15 protein-coding genes are annotated in these 18,286 nt (G+C 65.2%); 13 read left to right on the top strand and 2 right to left on the bottom strand.

The window, feature by feature from the left end:
* Positions 1 to 20: 20 nt before the first annotated feature.
* Positions 21 to 356, bottom strand: coding sequence for a hypothetical protein (locus J2X57_RS01510; RefSeq protein WP_309862937.1), 336 nt, complete (start codon positions 354 to 356; stop codon positions 21 to 23).
* Positions 357 to 821: 465 nt separating this feature from the next.
* Between J2X57_RS01510 and pilV (J2X57_RS01505) the strand changes: the two genes are divergently transcribed.
* From pilV (J2X57_RS01505) to J2X57_RS01450, 12 genes are all read left to right on the top strand, one after another.
* Positions 822 to 1,313 carry a type IV pilus modification protein PilV gene (gene pilV / locus J2X57_RS01505; protein WP_197056456.1) on the top strand — a complete coding sequence of 164 codons (492 nt, stop codon included), beginning with the start codon at positions 822 to 824 and terminating at the stop codon, positions 1,311 to 1,313.
* Positions 1,310 to 2,638: a PilW family protein gene (locus tag J2X57_RS01500; RefSeq protein ID WP_309862933.1), complete on the top strand. Its 1,329-nt coding sequence runs from the start codon at positions 1,310 to 1,312 to the stop codon at positions 2,636 to 2,638. Before pilV (J2X57_RS01505) ends, J2X57_RS01500 begins: the two co-directional genes overlap by 4 nt.
* Complete coding sequence (locus J2X57_RS01495) at positions 2,635 to 3,222, top strand: PilX N-terminal domain-containing pilus assembly protein (protein WP_079519847.1); 588 nt, start codon at positions 2,635 to 2,637, stop codon at positions 3,220 to 3,222. The genes J2X57_RS01500 and J2X57_RS01495 overlap by 4 nt, the downstream gene beginning before the upstream one ends.
* An 11-nt stretch (positions 3,223 to 3,233) precedes the next feature.
* Positions 3,234 to 7,178 (top strand): PilC/PilY family type IV pilus protein, encoded by a 3,945-nt coding sequence (locus J2X57_RS01490; protein ID WP_309862929.1) that lies wholly within the window; start codon positions 3,234 to 3,236, stop codon positions 7,176 to 7,178.
* 1 nt (position 7,179) lies between these two features.
* On the top strand, positions 7,180 to 7,608 hold the full coding sequence (locus tag J2X57_RS01485; RefSeq protein ID WP_309862926.1) for a type IV pilin protein: 429 nt from the start codon (positions 7,180 to 7,182) through the stop codon (positions 7,606 to 7,608).
* 5 nt (positions 7,609 to 7,613) lie between these two features.
* Positions 7,614 to 8,231, top strand: coding sequence for a GspH/FimT family pseudopilin (locus J2X57_RS01480; RefSeq protein WP_309862923.1), 618 nt, complete (start codon positions 7,614 to 7,616; stop codon positions 8,229 to 8,231).
* A 190-nt stretch (positions 8,232 to 8,421) separates the two neighbouring features.
* Positions 8,422 to 8,940 (top strand): type IV pilus modification protein PilV, encoded by a 519-nt coding sequence (pilV, locus tag J2X57_RS01475; protein WP_309862920.1) that lies wholly within the window; start codon positions 8,422 to 8,424, stop codon positions 8,938 to 8,940.
* Positions 8,937 to 10,235: a PilW family protein gene (locus J2X57_RS01470; RefSeq protein ID WP_309862917.1), complete on the top strand. Its 1,299-nt coding sequence runs from the start codon at positions 8,937 to 8,939 to the stop codon at positions 10,233 to 10,235. The genes pilV (J2X57_RS01475) and J2X57_RS01470 overlap by 4 nt, the downstream gene beginning before the upstream one ends.
* A complete protein-coding gene (locus J2X57_RS01465) occupies positions 10,232 to 10,819 on the top strand; it encodes a pilus assembly protein (protein ID WP_309862914.1) in 588 nt (195 codons plus the stop codon). Before J2X57_RS01470 ends, J2X57_RS01465 begins: the two co-directional genes overlap by 4 nt.
* Positions 10,804 to 14,859: a PilC/PilY family type IV pilus protein gene (locus J2X57_RS01460; protein WP_309862912.1), complete on the top strand. Its 4,056-nt coding sequence runs from the start codon at positions 10,804 to 10,806 to the stop codon at positions 14,857 to 14,859. The genes J2X57_RS01465 and J2X57_RS01460 overlap by 16 nt, the downstream gene beginning before the upstream one ends.
* Position 14,860: 1 nt before the next feature.
* The gene (locus J2X57_RS01455; RefSeq protein WP_036113097.1) at positions 14,861 to 15,295 is read left to right on the top strand and encodes a type IV pilin protein; all 435 of its coding nucleotides are present in this window, start codon (positions 14,861 to 14,863) and stop codon (positions 15,293 to 15,295) included.
* Positions 15,295 to 15,912 carry a GspH/FimT family pseudopilin gene (locus J2X57_RS01450; RefSeq protein WP_051943634.1) on the top strand — a complete coding sequence of 206 codons (618 nt, stop codon included), beginning with the start codon at positions 15,295 to 15,297 and terminating at the stop codon, positions 15,910 to 15,912. Before J2X57_RS01455 ends, J2X57_RS01450 begins: the two co-directional genes overlap by 1 nt.
* A 14-nt stretch (positions 15,913 to 15,926) precedes the next feature.
* Here J2X57_RS01450 and J2X57_RS01445 read toward each other — a convergent pair whose 3' ends face one another.
* Positions 15,927 to 16,463: a YaeQ family protein gene (locus J2X57_RS01445; protein WP_036113095.1), complete on the bottom strand. Its 537-nt coding sequence runs from the start codon at positions 16,461 to 16,463 to the stop codon at positions 15,927 to 15,929.
* Between the two features lie 112 nt (positions 16,464 to 16,575).
* On the opposite strand from J2X57_RS01445, the gene J2X57_RS01440 reads away from it, so the two are divergent.
* The gene (locus J2X57_RS01440) at positions 16,576 to 18,285 is read left to right on the top strand and encodes a dihydroxyacetone kinase family protein (RefSeq protein WP_309862906.1); all 1,710 of its coding nucleotides are present in this window, start codon (positions 16,576 to 16,578) and stop codon (positions 18,283 to 18,285) included.
* The last annotated feature ends 1 nt before the right edge of the window (position 18,286 follow it).

Genomic DNA, 18,286 nt, shown 5'->3' with positions numbered 1-18,286 from the left:
GTCGCTGAATGTCCCGCGGGTCAGAGCCACACCGATACGTTCGAGGTATTGCCCGCACGAATATCGTATGAGCAGCGGAACGTAAACTTACGCGTGCCGCCCGATCCGTCGCGAAGATGCCCTCCGCCTGCGATGTCGGTCCTGCTTTCCGTAGCGGGCGATGCGTGCGCCTCGTCGACCTCGACCTGACTGGCCATGGCGTTGCGCGACCGCACCTCGCGATTCACGGCATCCCCGCAGGCGCTGATGGCGACATCGTCCGTCGCGCGGTGCTCGCGGGCCTCGGTGAATGACGACTGTGCCCAGCCGACGGCTGGCACGGCCGCAGCGATGCCTATCCACAGGAATATACGCACGAGCCCCTCCTTCGGCTCCGTGGCCGAGGTGTTGTCCGGGCTCGATCTTTTGCCCGCACCGGTGCAGCCGCGGTGAAATCCAGGTCGTTGCCGCAGGAAGCCGCTCTTCCGGCAGGAAATCGCAACCTGTCGTGGCATTTCACGATGCTGATGAGATTTTTCGTGAGAGCGCGACGGATTTCAGACGTGACGACCGAAACCTGGCGAATATCGAATCATCTCGCGGACGCAAAAAAACGCGCTATAGCATTTGCATATTCGCACCGTGTTTTTAGCTGTTTCATGCATGGTCTCATTTACTAGATTGCGCGCATCGCACCATCACGGAATGCGGACTACGCATATGTACTGGCGGCAAAAGGTCACACCTCGTTGCCACTCCATCATTGCGAAGCTAGCATTTCCCCGATTTATTTCGATTTAAATGCAAGGGGAAGTATGGCTTCGCCAGGACATGTCAGGGGCGTGTCTTTGATCGAGGTGCTGATGGCGGTGCTGGTTTTCAGTGTCGGACTCATCGGACTATCGAGCCTTCTGATCACATCGTTCCGGTCTAATCAGGTCGGTTACCAGCGCACCCAGGCCGAATTTCTAGCGATGAGCATGGCCGATCGCATGCGTGCGAATCCGCTTGGCGTCTGGTCCGGCAGCTACAACTCCGCGTCCTATCCCCTCTCGATCACACAGACATGCAATAAGGCCAGCGCATGTCCGCCGGCTAAAATCGCGCTGCGCGACCAGTCGATGTGGAGCACGCAGCTCACCACCTTCCTTCCCAACGCCACGGCATCCATCGGGTGTACGAACGGCGCGACGGCGAATGCCACGCAGCTGCTGGTCCGCCCACCCTATGCGGGCAACTGTGTGATGCGTATCAACTGGACTGAGCGCGCGGCCGGCGACAGCTCCCATCAGGACGCCGGTACACGGACTTACGTGTGGAATTTTCAGCCATGACCGGGATCTCGCCCCTGCGCGCACGCACGTCGCGAGGACTCTCCCTTATCGAACTGATGGTCGCGCTCGCGCTCGGGCTGCTGGTCGCGGTCGGTATCGTCAATGTCTTCCTCGTTACGTCGCAGAGCAGCCTGGTCCAGACCCAGCTCGCGAAACTGCAGGAAGAAGGTCGTTTCGCGATGACCGCCCTGACGACGGACCTGCGCATGACCAACGCCCAGTACTGCAACAACATGGGCGGGCAGTCATCCATCCTGTCGAACGGTGTGATGTCCCTCGACCGCTACCTCAGGGCACCGCAGGTGCTGGTGTCCGGCGCCACCCTTCAATCCGCGCTGCATGACGACACGACCACCTGGGCGTCGACCAGCGGCAGCAACACCTACCCCGCCTCGCCGACTGCCGCGTTCGCGATGCCGCCGTTTCTTTCCCTGCGCGGCTACGACTGCACGGTGAGCACGTGTACGCCGGGAGACCCGTCGACCTCGGGCGACACCTCGCCTCTCCCCGCTCAGGGCACGGAGGTCGGCAAGCGGGTGCTGGGAAGCAGCGTGCTTACGCTGCGCTACCTCGATGGCTCACGCGGGTGGGCGCTCGACGGCAACCACAGCACGATGAACCTCAGCGGCAGGACCGTCACGAGTTTCACCATCGCGCCGCAGACCGGCGAGCCACCGCTGACCGATTACACGGCGGGCGATCTGGCGATGCTGTCCGATTGCAACGCGTCGCAGATCTTCGCGGTAACGGCCTCCGGCGCGACTTTCACGCCAGCTGCCAGTAACTACGCATCCGTGACACAACCCTCGGGCGTGATGCCCAGGCTCTTCGATTTCAACCGTGACTTCGTCACGGTCAGCTACTACCTGCAGGTTGTCGACGACAACAACGGGCATACGACGGGCGCGCTGATGAAGCGGGTGAACGGAGTCAGCGCGGAGGTCGTGCGCGGCGTCGAACGTCTCGATTTCCTGTATGGCGTCATGGACGCCTCGGGAAACACCAGCTATCAGACGGCCGCCCAGATCGACAGCGCCACGTCGTGCGCGTCGTCGACGGTCACGGTCACCGGCACGGATCCCGGCTGCCTGTGGCGTTCCGTCCAGGACATCGAGGTGCACATACTGATGGACGGCCAGGTTGCCCAGTACGGGCTGGCCTCCACCGACCTCCAGTACCAGTACTACGGCGACAGTGCGGTCACCGGACTCGCGGCGCCGGACAACAGCGCCCGCGCCGTGATGCCCAGCCAGCAGGGTTTCGACAATCACATGCTTCGACGCGAGTTCTCGGCGCTCGTCGCGGTCAGGAACTACAACCCATGAAGCGGCAACGCGGTGCGGTACTGGTCCTGGCCATGATCTTCCTCCTGCTGCTGACGATCGTCGCCATCAGCACGTCCGGACGCTCGCTCCTGCAGGAGCGCATGGCGGGCGCGCTGCGCAACGCGCAACAGGCCGAATGGTCCGCGGAGAACGCTCTACGCGGTGTCGAATGGAACCTGTTCAGTGGCGCAGGCGGGATCGCCTGCTACAACTCCAGCAACCCCGCGACGATCAGTCCGAAGGTCTCGGCCTTCCGCCAGTCCTCGATCTGGCTTACCGACGGTGCGACCGAATACAAGGGAGCGGGCGTCAGCATCGATTACACGACCGCGTCCTCCGACGCGGCGTTGTCGACGGCAGTCATGGCCCGCAATCCCTGGTACATCGTCGAATACCTCGGTCAGGATCTCTCGCCCAACAACGCCACCAGTGCGGCGAAGGAAGCGGGCTCCAGCGGCACCGCGACCGCCAGGTTTTACCTGTACCGGATCACGGCGCGTGCCACCGGCGGCAGCCCGAACACGATCCGTGTCGTCGAAAGTATTTTCGTCACACCCAACCTCGTCGCCTGCACGCTGAGCTGAAGGATTCGATCATGTCCCTGCCCTCCTTCATCCGGCGCATGGCTCTCAGCGCGCTTGCATGCCTTCTCGTCGCCATGCCGGCCGCGGCCACGACGGTGACACTGAGCACGACGCCTCCCGGCGTCACCTCGAAGGTGGCGCCCAATATCGTTGTCACCTTCGACGACTCGGGCTCGATGAATTCCACCGCCATCCCCGACGCGATGGATGCGAGTTACGCCACGAAGGTGTACTACTCGGCAAACGGCAACCCGATCTATTTCGATCCCACGGTGACCTACGTCGTACCGCCGGACGCGACGGGTGCCCCGCTGGGAACGCCCACGTTCACGGCGGCGTGGCGTGACGGCTACTGCGCCAACACACTGACGAAGAAGTGCTGGGCTCCCTCGAGTGGCAAATATATCGCGCCGAACGTCGTCGATCTGAGCACGGCCTTCTACGCCGGCTTCCTGGCCAATACGCTGGCGGGCAACTCGCCCTGCGCCAGGGACGCCAACGAACTGACTACCTGGTACGACAATGGCTCGTGCAGCCAGATGGATATCCCGACGTCCGTACGTGGCGCGACCACGACGACGACGACGTCGACCGCCAATTCGACCTGCACGAACACCGGTTGCGGCAGCGCCAACGGAACCACCGGCACCCACACATACACGGGCAGCGACGGCAGCAGCTCAACCTATACGTGCACGGCAACAACCTCGGGAAGAGGCAACAACAAGACGACGACGACCACTTGCAGCGTCGCCACCACGACGACGAAGACGTCCACCACATACGACCAGGGTGGTTTCTATTACGTCTGCACCTCGGCGACCAGCGACAGCACCTGTACGTACCATCTGGTCGCCAACGAATCGGCGGCGACCCAGCAGAACTTCGCCAACTGGTACAGCTTCTATCGCACGCGCAATCTCAACGCCCGTGCCGCCGTGGGCCGCGTCTTCGGCAGCATCGGCGACGGCGCGGTGCGCGTCGCCTGGCAGACGCTGCAAAGCCAGTCGGCCAGCGGCAGCTACAACACCACGGGTTCCTATAGCGGCCCCTCGTACGGCCCACTGGCGTCCACGAGCAAGATTCTCGAACTGGCGAATGCCACGACGGGATGTACGGCGACCAGCACCAGCGACAGCTGCTGGCGAAGCCAGTTCATGAACTGGCTGTACGGCGCTCCCGCCAGCGGCGGCACGCCGACGCGCGTCGCGACGGTGGCCGCCGGCGAGTTCTTCAAACGTACACTGAAGACCTCGCCGACGTCGCAGGACCCCTACTGGAACGGCAGCACCAGCACGCCCGGCGAGCTATCCTGCCGCAAGAACTTCAACATGCTGGTCACCGACGGTTACTGGAACGGCGACAACCCGTCGACGGTCAGCCCGAACGACAACAAGGCGGTGACACTTCCCGACGGCACGTCCTATTCGATCAGCGACGGTACGTCGAGAATCTTCTGGAATCAGACCGGCACGACCAATCCCTCGCTCGCGGACATCGCGTTTGCCTATTGGGCCAATGACCTGCGCAGCGACCTCAAGGACAACGTTCCGGCTTACTACCCCGACCTGACGACAGGCATCACCGGCAGCGCCGCCACGGTGAATACCGCGTCCCCGGGCGCCACCCCGGAGGTGTATTTCAACCCGTCGAACGATCCCGCCACGTGGCAGCACATGTCGCAGTACATGGTGACGATGGGTATCTCGGGCAGCCTCACCTATCCGGATGACTACGCGGCGCTGCGCACGGGGAGCAACGGCAAGAAATGGCCGACACCCAATACGTCGGGTGGCGCGACCAACATCGACGATACCTGGCATGCGGCGCTCAACAGCCGGGGTGGCTACTTCAGCGCGGCGGATCCCACGTCGCTGGTGAACAGTCTCAGCACGATCCTGTCCTCCGTCATCGCAAGCAGTTCCACCGCACTGACGCTGAGCCTCAGCACCAATGTACTGACGACCAATGCCGTCGCCTACTACGCGGGTTACGACACCACGGACTGGAGCGGATCGCTGCTGGCCAAGGCCGTGGGCACCGATGGTTCCATCGGCACCACGCTCTGGTCGGCCGGCACGTTGCTGACCGAGCGCGCCGCCAGCGATCCCCGCATCCTCACCACGGGTACCGGACCGGGCACAGGGACCGGCGTCGCCTTTGCTTACGCCAACCTCAGCGCGACCGAGCAAGCCGCCATCAACTCGTCCGATGGCAGCGGCTCCACGGCGACCACCGATGGCCTGGGCGCATCGCGTGTCGACTGGCTCAGTGGTGTGCGCACGCTGGAAGGCACCTCCCTGCGCACCCGTACGTCGCTGCTCGGTGCGGTGTTCGGTTCGCAGCCGGCCTTCGTCGGCGCGCCCACGGGTGGCTACAGCGATACGTTCCCCAGCGGTTCGCCCGAGGCGGTGGCGCTGAAGAACAGTTCCGCCAACAGCTACTCCCGTTTTCTGGCGACCTGGGCGAACCGGCCGTCCACCGTTTACGTAGGCGCCAACGACGGCATGCTGCACGCCTTCGACGCCCGCCTCGCGTCGGTGAGCGGTGCATCGCCCGGACGGGAAATCTGGGGATACGTACCGGCCAGCGTCTACGCCAACCTGCCGGCGCAGTCACGACTGAATAAATTCGCCTTCACGCCGACGGTCGATGGAAGCCCGGTCACCGGTGACGTTTTCTTCAACGGCGATAACGCGCAGAACAACTCGTCCGCCGGATGGCATACGTTGCTGGTCGGCTCGCTGCGCATGGGTGGACGCGGCGTGTTCGGTATCGACATCACCGATCCGTCGGCGGCGACGCTGAGTTCCAGCGCCGCGGTCGCGAAAAAGGTGCTCTGGGAATTCAACAGCAGCAGCGTCTCCACAGCGGGCACGCCGGCCAACCTCGGTTACACCTTCGGCACGCCGGTCATCGCCCGCGTGGCATACACCAACACCGACAATTCGGTCGGGCGCTGGGTGGTGCTCGTCCCCGGCGGTTACTTCCCCGATGGCAGCACGATCAGCGCCGCATCCAATACCTACAGTTCGCTCTTCGTGCTCGATGCGCAGACCGGAACCCTGCTCAAGGAAATCCGTACGCCGACCGGCACCGGCGCGGTCGCCAGTCACGGCCTCACCACGCCGGCCGTCGGTGACTACGACGGCGATCAGGTGGCCGACGTGGCTTTCGCCGGCGATCTGGATGGCAACGTGTGGCGGATCGACCTGTCCGCCGCCTCGCTGGCCTCGACCACCCAGTCGCAAGGTGTGAGCCTCCTGTTCCAGCCGGACACCGCCAATGCGCAATCGATCACGACCTCCCCGCGACTCCTCGCCGACCCGACCTCCGCGTATTTCATGGTGATCTTCGGGACCGGTCGTTTCCTCAGCACGGCGGATACCTCCGACACCACCACTCAGGCCTTCTACGGAATCCGCGATCCGGGCAAGGCGGTGACCACGCCGACCACGGTCGCCGGGGGCACGCTGATCCAGCAGACCATGACCGTGGACAGCGCGACCGGGGCGATAGGTGTCACCAGCAAAGCCGTCGCATCCACCAATGCGGGCTGGTACCTGCCGCTGAACAACCCGTCGGGTGAACGCGTGGTCGTTACGCCTGCGCTCGACTCGTCGAACAACACCGTGACGTTCAGCACGTTGATCCCGACCGCCAACGACCCCTGCACGACCTCGAGCTCCGGCTCGGTCATCGCCCTTGACGGGACGACCGGCGCCGCCGCCATCGGTGTCTCGATCGGCAGCGCGGTGTCGTTCGGGACCGGCTACTCCCTTGCCGGCGCGCACGTCACGGGTGCGGCCAGTTCGGGCTCGCTCTATACGGCGGCCAGCCTTTCCGGCGGCACCGCCTACGCGGCTGGCCAGCTGACCTCCGCGGGCAGCACGTTCGGAACCAGCATCCCTACGGCCCGCCGACGTGCCTGGCGCGTCCTGAACAGCGAGAACTGATATGAAGATGCCACGCCGCGCGGCCGGCTTCACCCTGCTCGAACTCATGGTCGTCCTCGTCGTGATGGCGATCCTCGCAGCCCTCGCGTTCACTTCGTACACGCGTTACGGCTTCCGTGCCCGGCGCCCCGACGGACAGAAGCTGCTGCTGGCGATCGGCAATGCCGAAGAGCGCTACTACGCCCTGCACAACATCTACGCGGACCTTGCGACCATCGGTTACGCATCCACGACAACCGCCACCTCGGACAGCGGTTACTACACCGCGTCCGTCACCGTCGGTACCGTCAACGCGCTTGCCGGCCAGGGTTATACGGCGACAGCCGTGCCCGTCGGCAACCAGGCCAGGGATGTCTGCGGCTCGCTGACGCTGACCGATACCGGCGTCAGGGGCCAGACCGGCACCACCGGCAACGGCAATTGCTGGTGATGTCCATGCCGTCGCGACCGCGTTCCATGGAGGGCTTCAGCCTGCTCGAACTGATGGTGGCGATCGTCGTCGCCGCCATCCTCGCGGCGATCGCCGTGCCGTCGTTCCGGGCGAGCATCCAGCGCCACCGGTTGCTCGCCGCGGTCGACGAGCTGCAGGCTGCCGTGCAATACGCCCGCACGGAAGCGGTGCTGCGCGCCACCTATGTCTCGCTGTGTCCGAGCACGGACGGCACCAGCTGCGCATCGTCGACCACCTGGGACACGGGCTGGCTCGTCTACAGCCACCCGGTGGCGACAAGCAAAGCCTCGGATGCCTATTCCGCCACGCCTGCCAGCGGTATGCAGATCCTGCGTGCGGCGGCGGCCCTGACCCTCGTGTCCGCACGCGGCGTAGATACCGGCGTCGTAACCTTCGGCCAGCAGGGCCAGCTCGAAGCGGTCGCGTCGCGCACCAACGCCGGCCAACCGGTGGCCTTCGTCCTGTGCGCGATGCCCTCCGGTCAGCCGGGCAGCGTCCTGGGGCAAAATACGACCCGCCTGCCGGGCACACGCATCGGCGTCAGTCCTTACGGCGGCATCGCCTCCACGAAGCTCGCGAGCACCGACAGTTGTCTGCCCTGAGGTTGCAACGGAGCGTTCGCACGTTGTCCACATTCGTGAAAGTGACAGCAAAAGCGCATGGCAACCACTCGAGGTGAAGCGATGCCGTGGGATGTTTTGCCGTAAAGGCCTAGCTTCTACCGAATAGACGTAAAGCGACGCGCGTGCACAGCCTATACCTGAATCGCACTTCTGCTTTTCAAGGTTTCATATGGCTTCGGCAAGACATGTCAGAGGTGTGTCTCTGATTGAGGTCTTGATGGCGGTCCTGGTTTTCACGGTCGGCCTTCTCGGACTTTCCAGTCTCCTCATCGCCTCGTTTCGCTCGAATCAGGTCGGGTACCAGCGGACCCAGGCTGAATTCATCGCGATGAGCATGGCCGACCGCATGCGCGCTAATCCGCTCGGGGTCTGGGCCGGCGGTTACAACTCGGCGGCGTATCCGCTAAGCGGATCGCAGGCATGCACGGCCGACCTTGCATGCACGCCGGCCAAACTCGCGCTGCGCGACCAGTACATCTGGAGTTCGCAGCTCCGGACGTTCCTGCCCAACGCCAGTGCATCGATAGCCTGCAGCAATGGCACCACGGCGAATGCGACGCAGCTCCAGGTACGCCCGCCGTACGCCGGTAACTGCGTCATGCGGATCAGCTGGACGGAGCGCGGTGCCGGCGACAGTAAGCATCAGGATGCCGCTCCGAGGGTCTATGTCTGGAATTTCCAGCCATGAACCGCTCCTTCGGTTTCTCCCTCGTCGAACTCATGGTCGCCATGGTGCTCGGCCTCGTCGTGGCGGGCGGCATCGTCAGCGTCGTTCTCACGACCACCGGCAGCACGGTCACGCAGACCCAGCTGGCAAAACTGCAGGAGGAAGGACGCTTCGCGATGACCGCGCTGACGACCGACCTGCGCATGACGAACGCGCAGTACTGCTCGAACGTCGGCGGTCAGTCCGCTCCCTTGTCGAACGGAGTCGTGTCACTGGACCGTTACCTGCGAGCGCCTCAGGTACTCGTGTCCGGCGCCGTCTTCCAGGCCGCCATCAGCGACAACACGACGACCTGGGGCTCGACGAGCGGCACCAACACGTATCCCGTCGCGCCTGTCGCGTCATTCGCGATGCCATCCTTCCTCGCCTTGCGAGGGTACGACTGCACCGTCTCCGCGTGTACGCCACAAGATCCGGCAGACCCGGCAGGCAAAGGTATTCCTCAGCAGGGCACGACCGTCGGTAACCGCGTGCCTGGCACCGGCGTCATCACCTTGCGTTACCTGGACGGCGCACGAGGCTGGGCGCTCGATGGCACCACGAGCAAGCTGACGCTGAGCGGAAGCTCGGTCGCCGGTATCACCGTGGTTCCTCAGACAGGCGAGCCGCCGCTATCCGCCTATGCCACCGGCGACCTGCTCATGCTTGCCGACTGCAATTCGGCCCAGGTTTTCGCCGCTACCCTGTCGGCCGCGACGTTTACGCCATCGACCAACTACAGCGCTCCCGCCCGGCCGTCCGGCGTCACACCGAAACTGTTCGATTTCAACCGGGACTTCCAGACCGTTTCGTACTTTCTGCAGGTCGTGGACGACAACAACGGGCACAAGACCGGTGCACTGATGAAGCGGGTCAACGGGGTGAGCGCCGAAGTGGTACGCGGCGTGGAACGGCTCGATTTCCTCTACGGGGTGATGGACGGCTCAGGCAACACCAGCTATCGCACCGCGGCGGAGATCGACAGCTCGACGGCGTGCGCGTCATCGACGGTGACCGTTTCCGGGACCGATCCCGGCTGCATGTGGCGGTCCGTACAGAGCATCGAGGTTCACATTCTGATGGACGGACAGCTCCCGCTGTATACGCTGACCCCGACCGACCTCCAGTACCAGTACTACGGAGACAGCGCGGTTACCGGACTCTCGTCGCCCGACGATACGAAGCGAGCGGTGATGCCCAGCCAGCAGGGTTTCGACAATCACATGCTGCGGCGGGAGTTCACCGCCGTGGTGTCGATCCGGAACTACAACCCATGAACCGGCAGCGCGGTGCCGTGCTCGTCCTGGCGATGATCTTTCTGCTCATCCTGACCATCGTGGCGATCAGCACATCCAGTCGCTCATTGTTGCAGGAGCGCATGGCCGGAGCGATGCGCAACGCGCAACAGGCGGAGTGGTCCGCCGAGAACGCCTTGCGCGGCGTCGAATGGAACCTCTTCAGCGGTAACACCGCCGTCGCCTGCTACAACTCCAGCAACCCTTCCACGATCAGCGCGAAGGTCACGGCATTCCGGCAGTCATCGGTCTGGATGGTCGACGGCGCCACCGAATACAAGGGCGCCGGCGTGACCATCGATTACACGAAGAAGAGCAGTGACGCCGCGTTGTCGACCGCCGTCATGGCGCGCAACCCCTGGTATGTCGTCGAATTCCTCGGTCAGGACCTCGCCCCGGGTAACGGAACCAGCGCCGCCAAAGAGGCCGGATCGAGCGGATCGGCGACGGCGAAGTTCTATCTGTACCGGATTACCGCGCGCGCCACCGGGAGCAGTCCCAACACGATCCGCGTCGTCGAGACCACCTTCGTCACGCCGAACCTCGTCACATGCACCCTGACCTGAGGCCCCAGCCGATGATGAAAGAGAAGCCATCCATCGCATGGGCCGCCCTCCTGCTGGTCGCGCTGGTGTGGATGGCGTGGGTGCCGAGCGTGATCGCGGGTACGGTGACGGTGAGCAAGACGCCGCCCAGCGTCACCTCGAGGGTCGCACCCAACATCGTCGTGACCTTCGACGATTCCGGCTCGATGAACGCCACGTCGATCCCCGATGCGATGGACGGTTACTACGACAAGAAGTACTACTACTCGGCCAAGGGCAATCCGATTTACTTCGATCCGACGGTGACCTATGTGGTACCGCCCGATGCCAATGGTGTTCCTCTGGGCACGCCGACGTACAAGGCGGCCTGGCGCGACGGCTATTGCGCGAACACGTTGACGAAAAAGTGCTGGTCGCCCAACAACAGCGGTTACCTCGACCCGATCGTGGTCGACCTTTCGAAGAATTTCTACGCCGGGTTTCTCTCGAATACCCTGGCCGGCAACGCTCCTTGCGCGCGCAACGCCAATGAGCTGACGACGTGGTTCTACACCACCACCAACCCGCGCGGAAATCCCGTCAACGCCTGCCAGCAGATGGATATTCCGGAGGTCGTGCGTGGGAAGACGACGACCAGCACGACGACGAGCGATACCTCGACCAGCGTCACGACGACGACCTGCACCACCTTGATCCTCGGAAACTGCGGCACGTTCAGCGGTTTCACCGGCGTCAAAACGGTGGTGAACAGCCCCACGAGCGTCAGCGTGTGGACCTGCAACACCGTGATCAGCATCGGCGTGGGCGGGATCCGGCTCAGTATCACTACCTGCACCATCGTCACGACGGTAACCACCACCACGACGACCACGACGACGACCACGACGACCGATACGGGCGGTTTCTACTACGTCTGCACATCGCCCACGGATGAAAGCACCTGCGTCTACCACCTGGTGGCGAACGAGTCGGCCACCATTCAGCAGAATTTCGCCGTCTGGTACAGCTACTACCGGTCGCGCAACCTCAACGCCCGTGCGGCGATCGGACGCGTGTTCGGCAGCATGGCCGATGGTTCGGTGCGCGTCGCATGGCAGACACTGCAGAGTCAGTCGGGTTCGAGCACCTATAACGCGTCCGGCTCGTACAGCGGTCAGTCGTACGGGCCGCTGGTGTCGACCAGCAAGATTCTCGAACTGGCCAACTCGACCGGTTCGAGCTGCCTGACGTCCAGTACCAGCGACCCGTGCTGGCGCAGCCAGTTCATGAACTGGATCTACGGCGTGCCGGCCAGCGGCGGAACCCCGACCCGCGTCGCGACGCAGGTCGCCGGCGACTTCTACAAGCGCAGCCTCGCCACATCGGCCGGAGCGCTGGACCCGTACTGGAACGGCAGCACGAGCAATCCCGGCGAGCTTGCCTGCCGGAAGAACTTCAACATGCTGGTCACCGATGGCTACTGGAACGGCGACAGCCCGGCGGCGGCCGGGTCCGACGCCGTCTCGACCACGCTGCCTGACAAAGTCGCTTATTCGACATCGGACAAGACGTCCAGGATCTTCTGGAACGAGGCGGGGACGACCAGTCCATCCCTCGCGGATATCGCCTTTTATTACTGGGCGACGGATCTGCGAACCGACCTCAGGAACATCGTGCCGCCCTATTACTCGGACCTGACGACCGGTGTCACCGGCGCCACGTCGACCGTCAGCTCCACCAACCCCGGCAGCAACAGCGAGGTGTACTTCAATCCGTCCAACGACCCGGCAAGCTGGCAGCACATGTCGCAATACATGGTCACCATGGGCATCTCCGGCACGCTGGCCTATCCGGGCGACTACGCGGCGTTGCGCGCGGGCGGCAAACAGTGGCCGATACCGACGACGGGCGGCGGAGCGAGCAATATCGACGACACCTGGCATGCCGCGGTGAACAGTCGCGGCGGCTATTTCAGCGCTGCGGATCCCACGTCGCTCGTCAGCAGCCTGACCACCATCCTGTCCTCGGTGATCGCCAGCAGCTCCAGCTCACTCACGCTCAGCCTCAGCAGCAACGTGCTGACCACGGGCGCGGTCGCCTACGCCGCCGGCTACAACACGACCGACTGGAGCGGATCGCTCACCGCGAGTCTGCTGAACGCCAACGGCAGTGTCGGCGACGCACTCTGGTCGGCGGGCGACATCCTCAACGCCCGCGATCTCAGCAGCGACCCGCGCTTCATCGCTACCGCGACCGGGCCTGGCACGGGCACCGGCATCACCTTCGCCTACACGACGCTGAGTGCCGCTCAAAAGGCGATCCTCGACTCCTCCGACGGGACGGGGTCCGCGGCCACGACCGATGGGCTGGGCGCCAAACGTGTCGACTGGCTTTCCGGTGTCCGGACGCTCCAGGGCACCACCTTCCGTTCGCGCACGTCCCTGCTCGGGGCGGTGTTCGGTTCCCAGCCGACGTATGTCGGCGCACCCAACGGCGCGTACAGCGATGCGTTCCCCGCCAATTCGCCGGAGGCGCTGGCGCTCAAGACGGACCAGACCACCAGCTATTCCGCCTTCCTGGCGAAGTGGGCGGCGCGCCCGGCGACCGTGTATGTCGGTGCCAATGACGGCATGCTGCATGCCTTCGATGCCCGGCTCAGCACCGATGCGAACGCCATTCCGGGTCGCGAGATCTGGGGGTACATCCCGGCCAGCGTCTATGCCAACCTCCCCGCCCAGACGCGTCTGACCAACTTCAGCTTCACTCCCACCGTCGACGGAAGCCTCGTGACGGGCGACGTCTTCTTCAACGCCGCCAACACCGCGAACAAGACCACCGCGGGATGGCACACGCTGCTGGTCGGCGCGCTGAGACTGGGTGGACGTGGCGTCTATGGCATCGACGTGACCGATCCATCGGCGGCCACGCTCAACACGAGTACCGCCGTAGCGTCGAAGATCCTCTGGGAATTCAACAGCGACAGCGTATCGACGGTCGGAACCCCTGCGAACCTCGGCTATACCTTCGGCACGCCGGTCATCACACGCGTCGCTTTCAACAACGGCGACAGCAACAGCACCGTCGGGCGCTGGGTCGTGCTGGTACCCGGCGGCTACTTCCCGGACGGCAGCACCGCCGCGGCCGCAAGCAACACCTACAGTTCGCTGTTCGTTCTCGACGCCCAGACCGGCACGCTGCTCAAGGAGATCCGTACCCCTTCCGGTACCGGGGCCACGTCGAGTCACGGCCTCAGCACACCCGCGGTGGGTGACTACGACGGCGACCAGGTTGCCGATGTCGCGTTCGCCGGCGACCTCGACGGAAACGTCTGGCGCATCGACCTGTCGGCGACCACCCTGGCGGCAACGGCCCCCTCACAGGGCGTGAGCCTGCTGTTCAAGCCCGCGACCGCCAACGCCCAGTCGATCACGACATCGCCGCGCCTCCTGGCCGATCCGACGTCCGCCGCCTTTCTGGTGATATTCGGTACCGGGCGCTACCTGAGCACGGCGGATACCGCGGACACCACCACGCAGGCGCTCTACGGCATACGCGATCCGGGCACCGCCGTGGCGTCGCCGGTCACGGTCGCTGGCGGCAACCTCGTCAGGCAATCCATGACGGTCAATTCGGCCAATGCGATCGGCGTCACGAACAACGCCGTGGCGGCGACCCGGTCCGGCTGGTATCTGCCGCTGGATGCGACCGCCGGGGAGCGCGTGGTGGTCACGCCGGCCCTCGATTCCAGCAATAACACGGTGTCCTTCAGCACGCTCATTCCGGCAGCGAGCGACCCATGCACGACCTCCGGCTCCGGCTCGGTCATCGCGCTCGACGGCACGACCGGCGGCGCCGCCTTCGGCGTTTCCATCGGCGCCGCGACGACCTTCAGTGCGGGCTACTCACTGGCCGGTGCACGTGTCAGCGGCGCCGCCAGCTCGGGCGCGCTTTACTCCGCGGCCAGCCTGAGCGGCGGCATGTCCTACCTGCCTGGCCAGGTCCTCGCCTCGGGCGCGACGGCCGCCAACAGCATTCCGACCGCGCGGCGTCGCTCGTGGCGCGTCCTGAACAGTGAGAACTGATATGCACGCACCCGACCGACGCCGCGGCTTCACCCTTGTCGAACTGATGATCGTGCTGGTCGTGATGGCGATACTGGCCGCCATCGCTTTTCCGGCGTACACCAAGTACGGCTTCCGGGCGCGTCGCGCCGACGGACAGAAGTTACTCATGGCCATCGCCAATGCCGAGGAACGGTATTACGCCCTGCACAACGTCTATGCCGACCTCGCCACCATCGGCTACGCGGCCACGACGACGGCGACGTCGGAGAGCGGGTACTACACGGCGGTCGTCACCGTAAGCGCGGTGAACTCGCTCGATGCGCAAGCGTATAACGCGACCGCGACGCCGGTGCCCGGTGCGGCTCAGGCGCGCGACGTCTGTACGACGTTGTCCGTGACCGACACGGGCGTGAAGTCCCCGACCGGCCCGACCAGCAACGGAACCTGCTGGTAATGCGTGCGCGTCCGTCCGCGGGCGGCGCTCGTGGGTTCAGCCTGCTGGAGCTGATGATCGCCATCATCGTGGCCGGCATCCTCGCGGCCGTCGCCGTGCCGTCATTCCGCACGACCTTGCAGCGCCACCGGCTCCGGACCTCGGTCGACAACCTGCAGGCGGCGGTCCAGTACGCGCGGACGGAAGCCGTGCTGCGCGCGACCTATGTGTCGATATGCGCGAGTACCGACGGCGCGACCTGCTCCGGCGCGAGCACCTATGAAACGGGATGGCTCGTGTACGTGCATCCCGTGGCGACGACGAAGGCGAGCGATGTCTACTCGGCAAGTGTATCGGCGGGGATGCAGATCCTTCGCGTCGGTGGCGCCTTGAATGACGTCTCGGCACGCGCCGTGGACGGATCGGTCGTGACCTTCGGACAGCAGGGTCAGCTCGCGCCCGTGTCGACGCGCACCAGTCCAAGCCAGCCGATGGCCTTCGTTCTGTGTGCCGGTGTCGCCACGACGACGGGGCTTGGCGTGAACACCACACGCCTGCCCGGGTCGCGTATCGGCATCAGCCCGTTTGGCGGCATCGCGTCGACCAAGCTGAATAGCACGGACAAGTGCGTGCCCTGATCTCGCGCGGAGGCTCAGGCCAGCGTCGTCAGCTCGACCGGCACGACCGACTCGCCGCTGATCACCTGGGCCTGACCGTCCTGCACCATGAACTGGATCTGCATCGTGCGCTGGGTCAGCGCGGCGAGCGCCTCCACCGTGGCGGGGGCCACGTCGATGACGGAAACGTTCCGGGTGCGCGCCACGGCGGCGGCGGTCTTCTTCCACCACACTTCGGCGCTGCGTCCGCTGTAGCTATAGATGACGACGCGATTGGCCCGGCCGGCGGCACGGCGGATGCGCTGCTCGTCCGGCTGGCCGATCTCGATCCACAGATCGACCTCGCCGGTCAGCTCCTTGCGCCAGAGATCCGGCTCGTCTTCCGAGCTGATGCCCTTCCCGAAAACGAGAGCATCGTCCGCATTGAGCGCGAAGGCCAGGACGCGGACCATCATGCGCTCGTCGGTTTCCGACGGATGCTGGGCGATGGTCAGGGCATGGCCCTGGTAATAATGCCGGTCCATGTCGCTGACCTGCAGGTCAGCCTTGAAGACCGTGGATTTGAGAGCCATGAGATAGCTTCGCGGGCAAAGTAGCCGACAAGCCTACACGCATTTTTGTAACCGGACGTATGGTGAGACTATGCCTGCATCCGCCCACCATCGAATCCACGAGGAGCGCTGCGTGAAGAAGCTGATCAATGATCCGTTGAAGGTCGTCGACGAGATGATCGAAGGACTCGTCCTCGGCGACGTACGACTGGCTCGCATCGAGGGCGAGAATGTCGTACTGCGCGCCGACCACGCCGCGCACGCCGCTGCCGGAAAGGTCGCGCTCATCTCCGGCGGTGGCGCGGGTCACGAGCCCGCGCATGCCGGTTACGTCGGCGCCGGCATGCTCACCGCCGCAGTGGTCGGCGAGGTGTTCACCTCGCCCAGCGTGGATGCCGTCCTTGCGGCGATTCACGCCGTAGCCGGTCCCGCCGGCGTCCTGCTCATCGTCAAGAATTACACCGGCGACCGGCTCAACTTCGGCCTCGCCGCGGAGCTCGCACGCGCGGCGGGCATCGCGGTGGAGGTGGTGGTCGTCGCTGACGACGTCGCTCTCGATGACGACCATGCCGTCGGTCGCCGGGGTATCGCCGGCACCGTCCTCGTGCACAAGGTGGCCGGCGCCGCCGCCGAGGCCGGGCTGATCCTCGCCGGGGTCAGGGACGAGGCACAGGCCGCCATCGACGCGGTCGTCAGCATGGGACTGGGTCTGGGGTCGTGTACGGTACCGGCCGCCGGTAAGCCAGGGTTCGAACTGGGCGAGACCGAAGTGGAATACGGCTTAGGTATCCACGGCGAACGCGGCGCACAGCGCGGCCCCATCGCGCGGGCCGACGAGATGCTGGATCGGCTCATCGAGCGCCTGCTGTCGCGCGGCGCCATCGGTGGCGGGGACCGTGTGGCGCTGCTGGTCAACAACCTGGGCGGCACCGCCGTGCAGGAGCTCGACATCGTTGCGCGCCACGCACTGACGCGGCTCGCCGACCTCGGCGTGGAAGTATCCGCGGCGCTGGTCGGTACCTATCTCACCGCACTGGAAATGCCCGGCTGCTCGCTCAGCCTGCTCAAGCTCGACGAACACCGCCTCGGGCGCCTGCTGGCACCCGCCGCCGCCGCGGCCTGGCATGCGCCCTTGCGGCCGACGACGCGTCCGTCGATCGTTGCGGTCGCTCCCACGGAGAAGGCAGCGGACGCCGCAGGCCCGGCGTGGGCCTACGCAAGCCAGGCGGATCGCTTCACCGCCAGCCTGCGCGCCGTGGCAGCGGCTCTCGAAACCGCCGAGCCCGAGCTCACCGCACTGGACTCCGTCGTGGGTGACGGTGACATCGGCCTCAGCCTCGCGCGCGGTGCCCGTGCGATCGACGATGCGTTGCCCACGCTCGACGTCGCCCATCCCGCCGGCGCCCTGCTCGCCCTTGCCGGGACCTTGCGGCGCGTGCTCGGCGGCACGTCCGGACCGCTCTATGCCGTGTTCATCGTGCGGGCCGCCACGACCCTCGCCGAGGCGGGCAAGGTCGACGCGCCCCTGGCATGGGCTGCGGCTTTCCGTGCCGGCTGCGAAGCCGTGCAGGCGCTGGGCGGTGGCAAAGCCGGCGACCGCACCATGCTCGACGCCCTGCTCCCCGCCGCCGATGCGATCGACGCCGCCGTGGCGAGGGGCGATGAGACCAGGGCCGTCGTCCACGCCGCCATCGCCGCCGCCGAGCAAGGCGTGGAGGCGACCAGGACGATGCGGCCACGCCTGGGCCGGTCCGCCTATCTCGGCGATCGGACGCAGGGGCACGCCGATCCGGGTGCGCACGCGGTCGCCGTGTGGCTGAAAGCCGTCGGATCGGCGTTCTGAC

Source organism: Luteibacter sp. 1214, from assembly GCF_031455395.1.
Lineage (GTDB): Bacteria > Pseudomonadota > Gammaproteobacteria > Xanthomonadales > Rhodanobacteraceae > Luteibacter > Luteibacter mycovicinus.
This window is presented reverse-complemented; position numbering and strand designations above follow the sequence as displayed.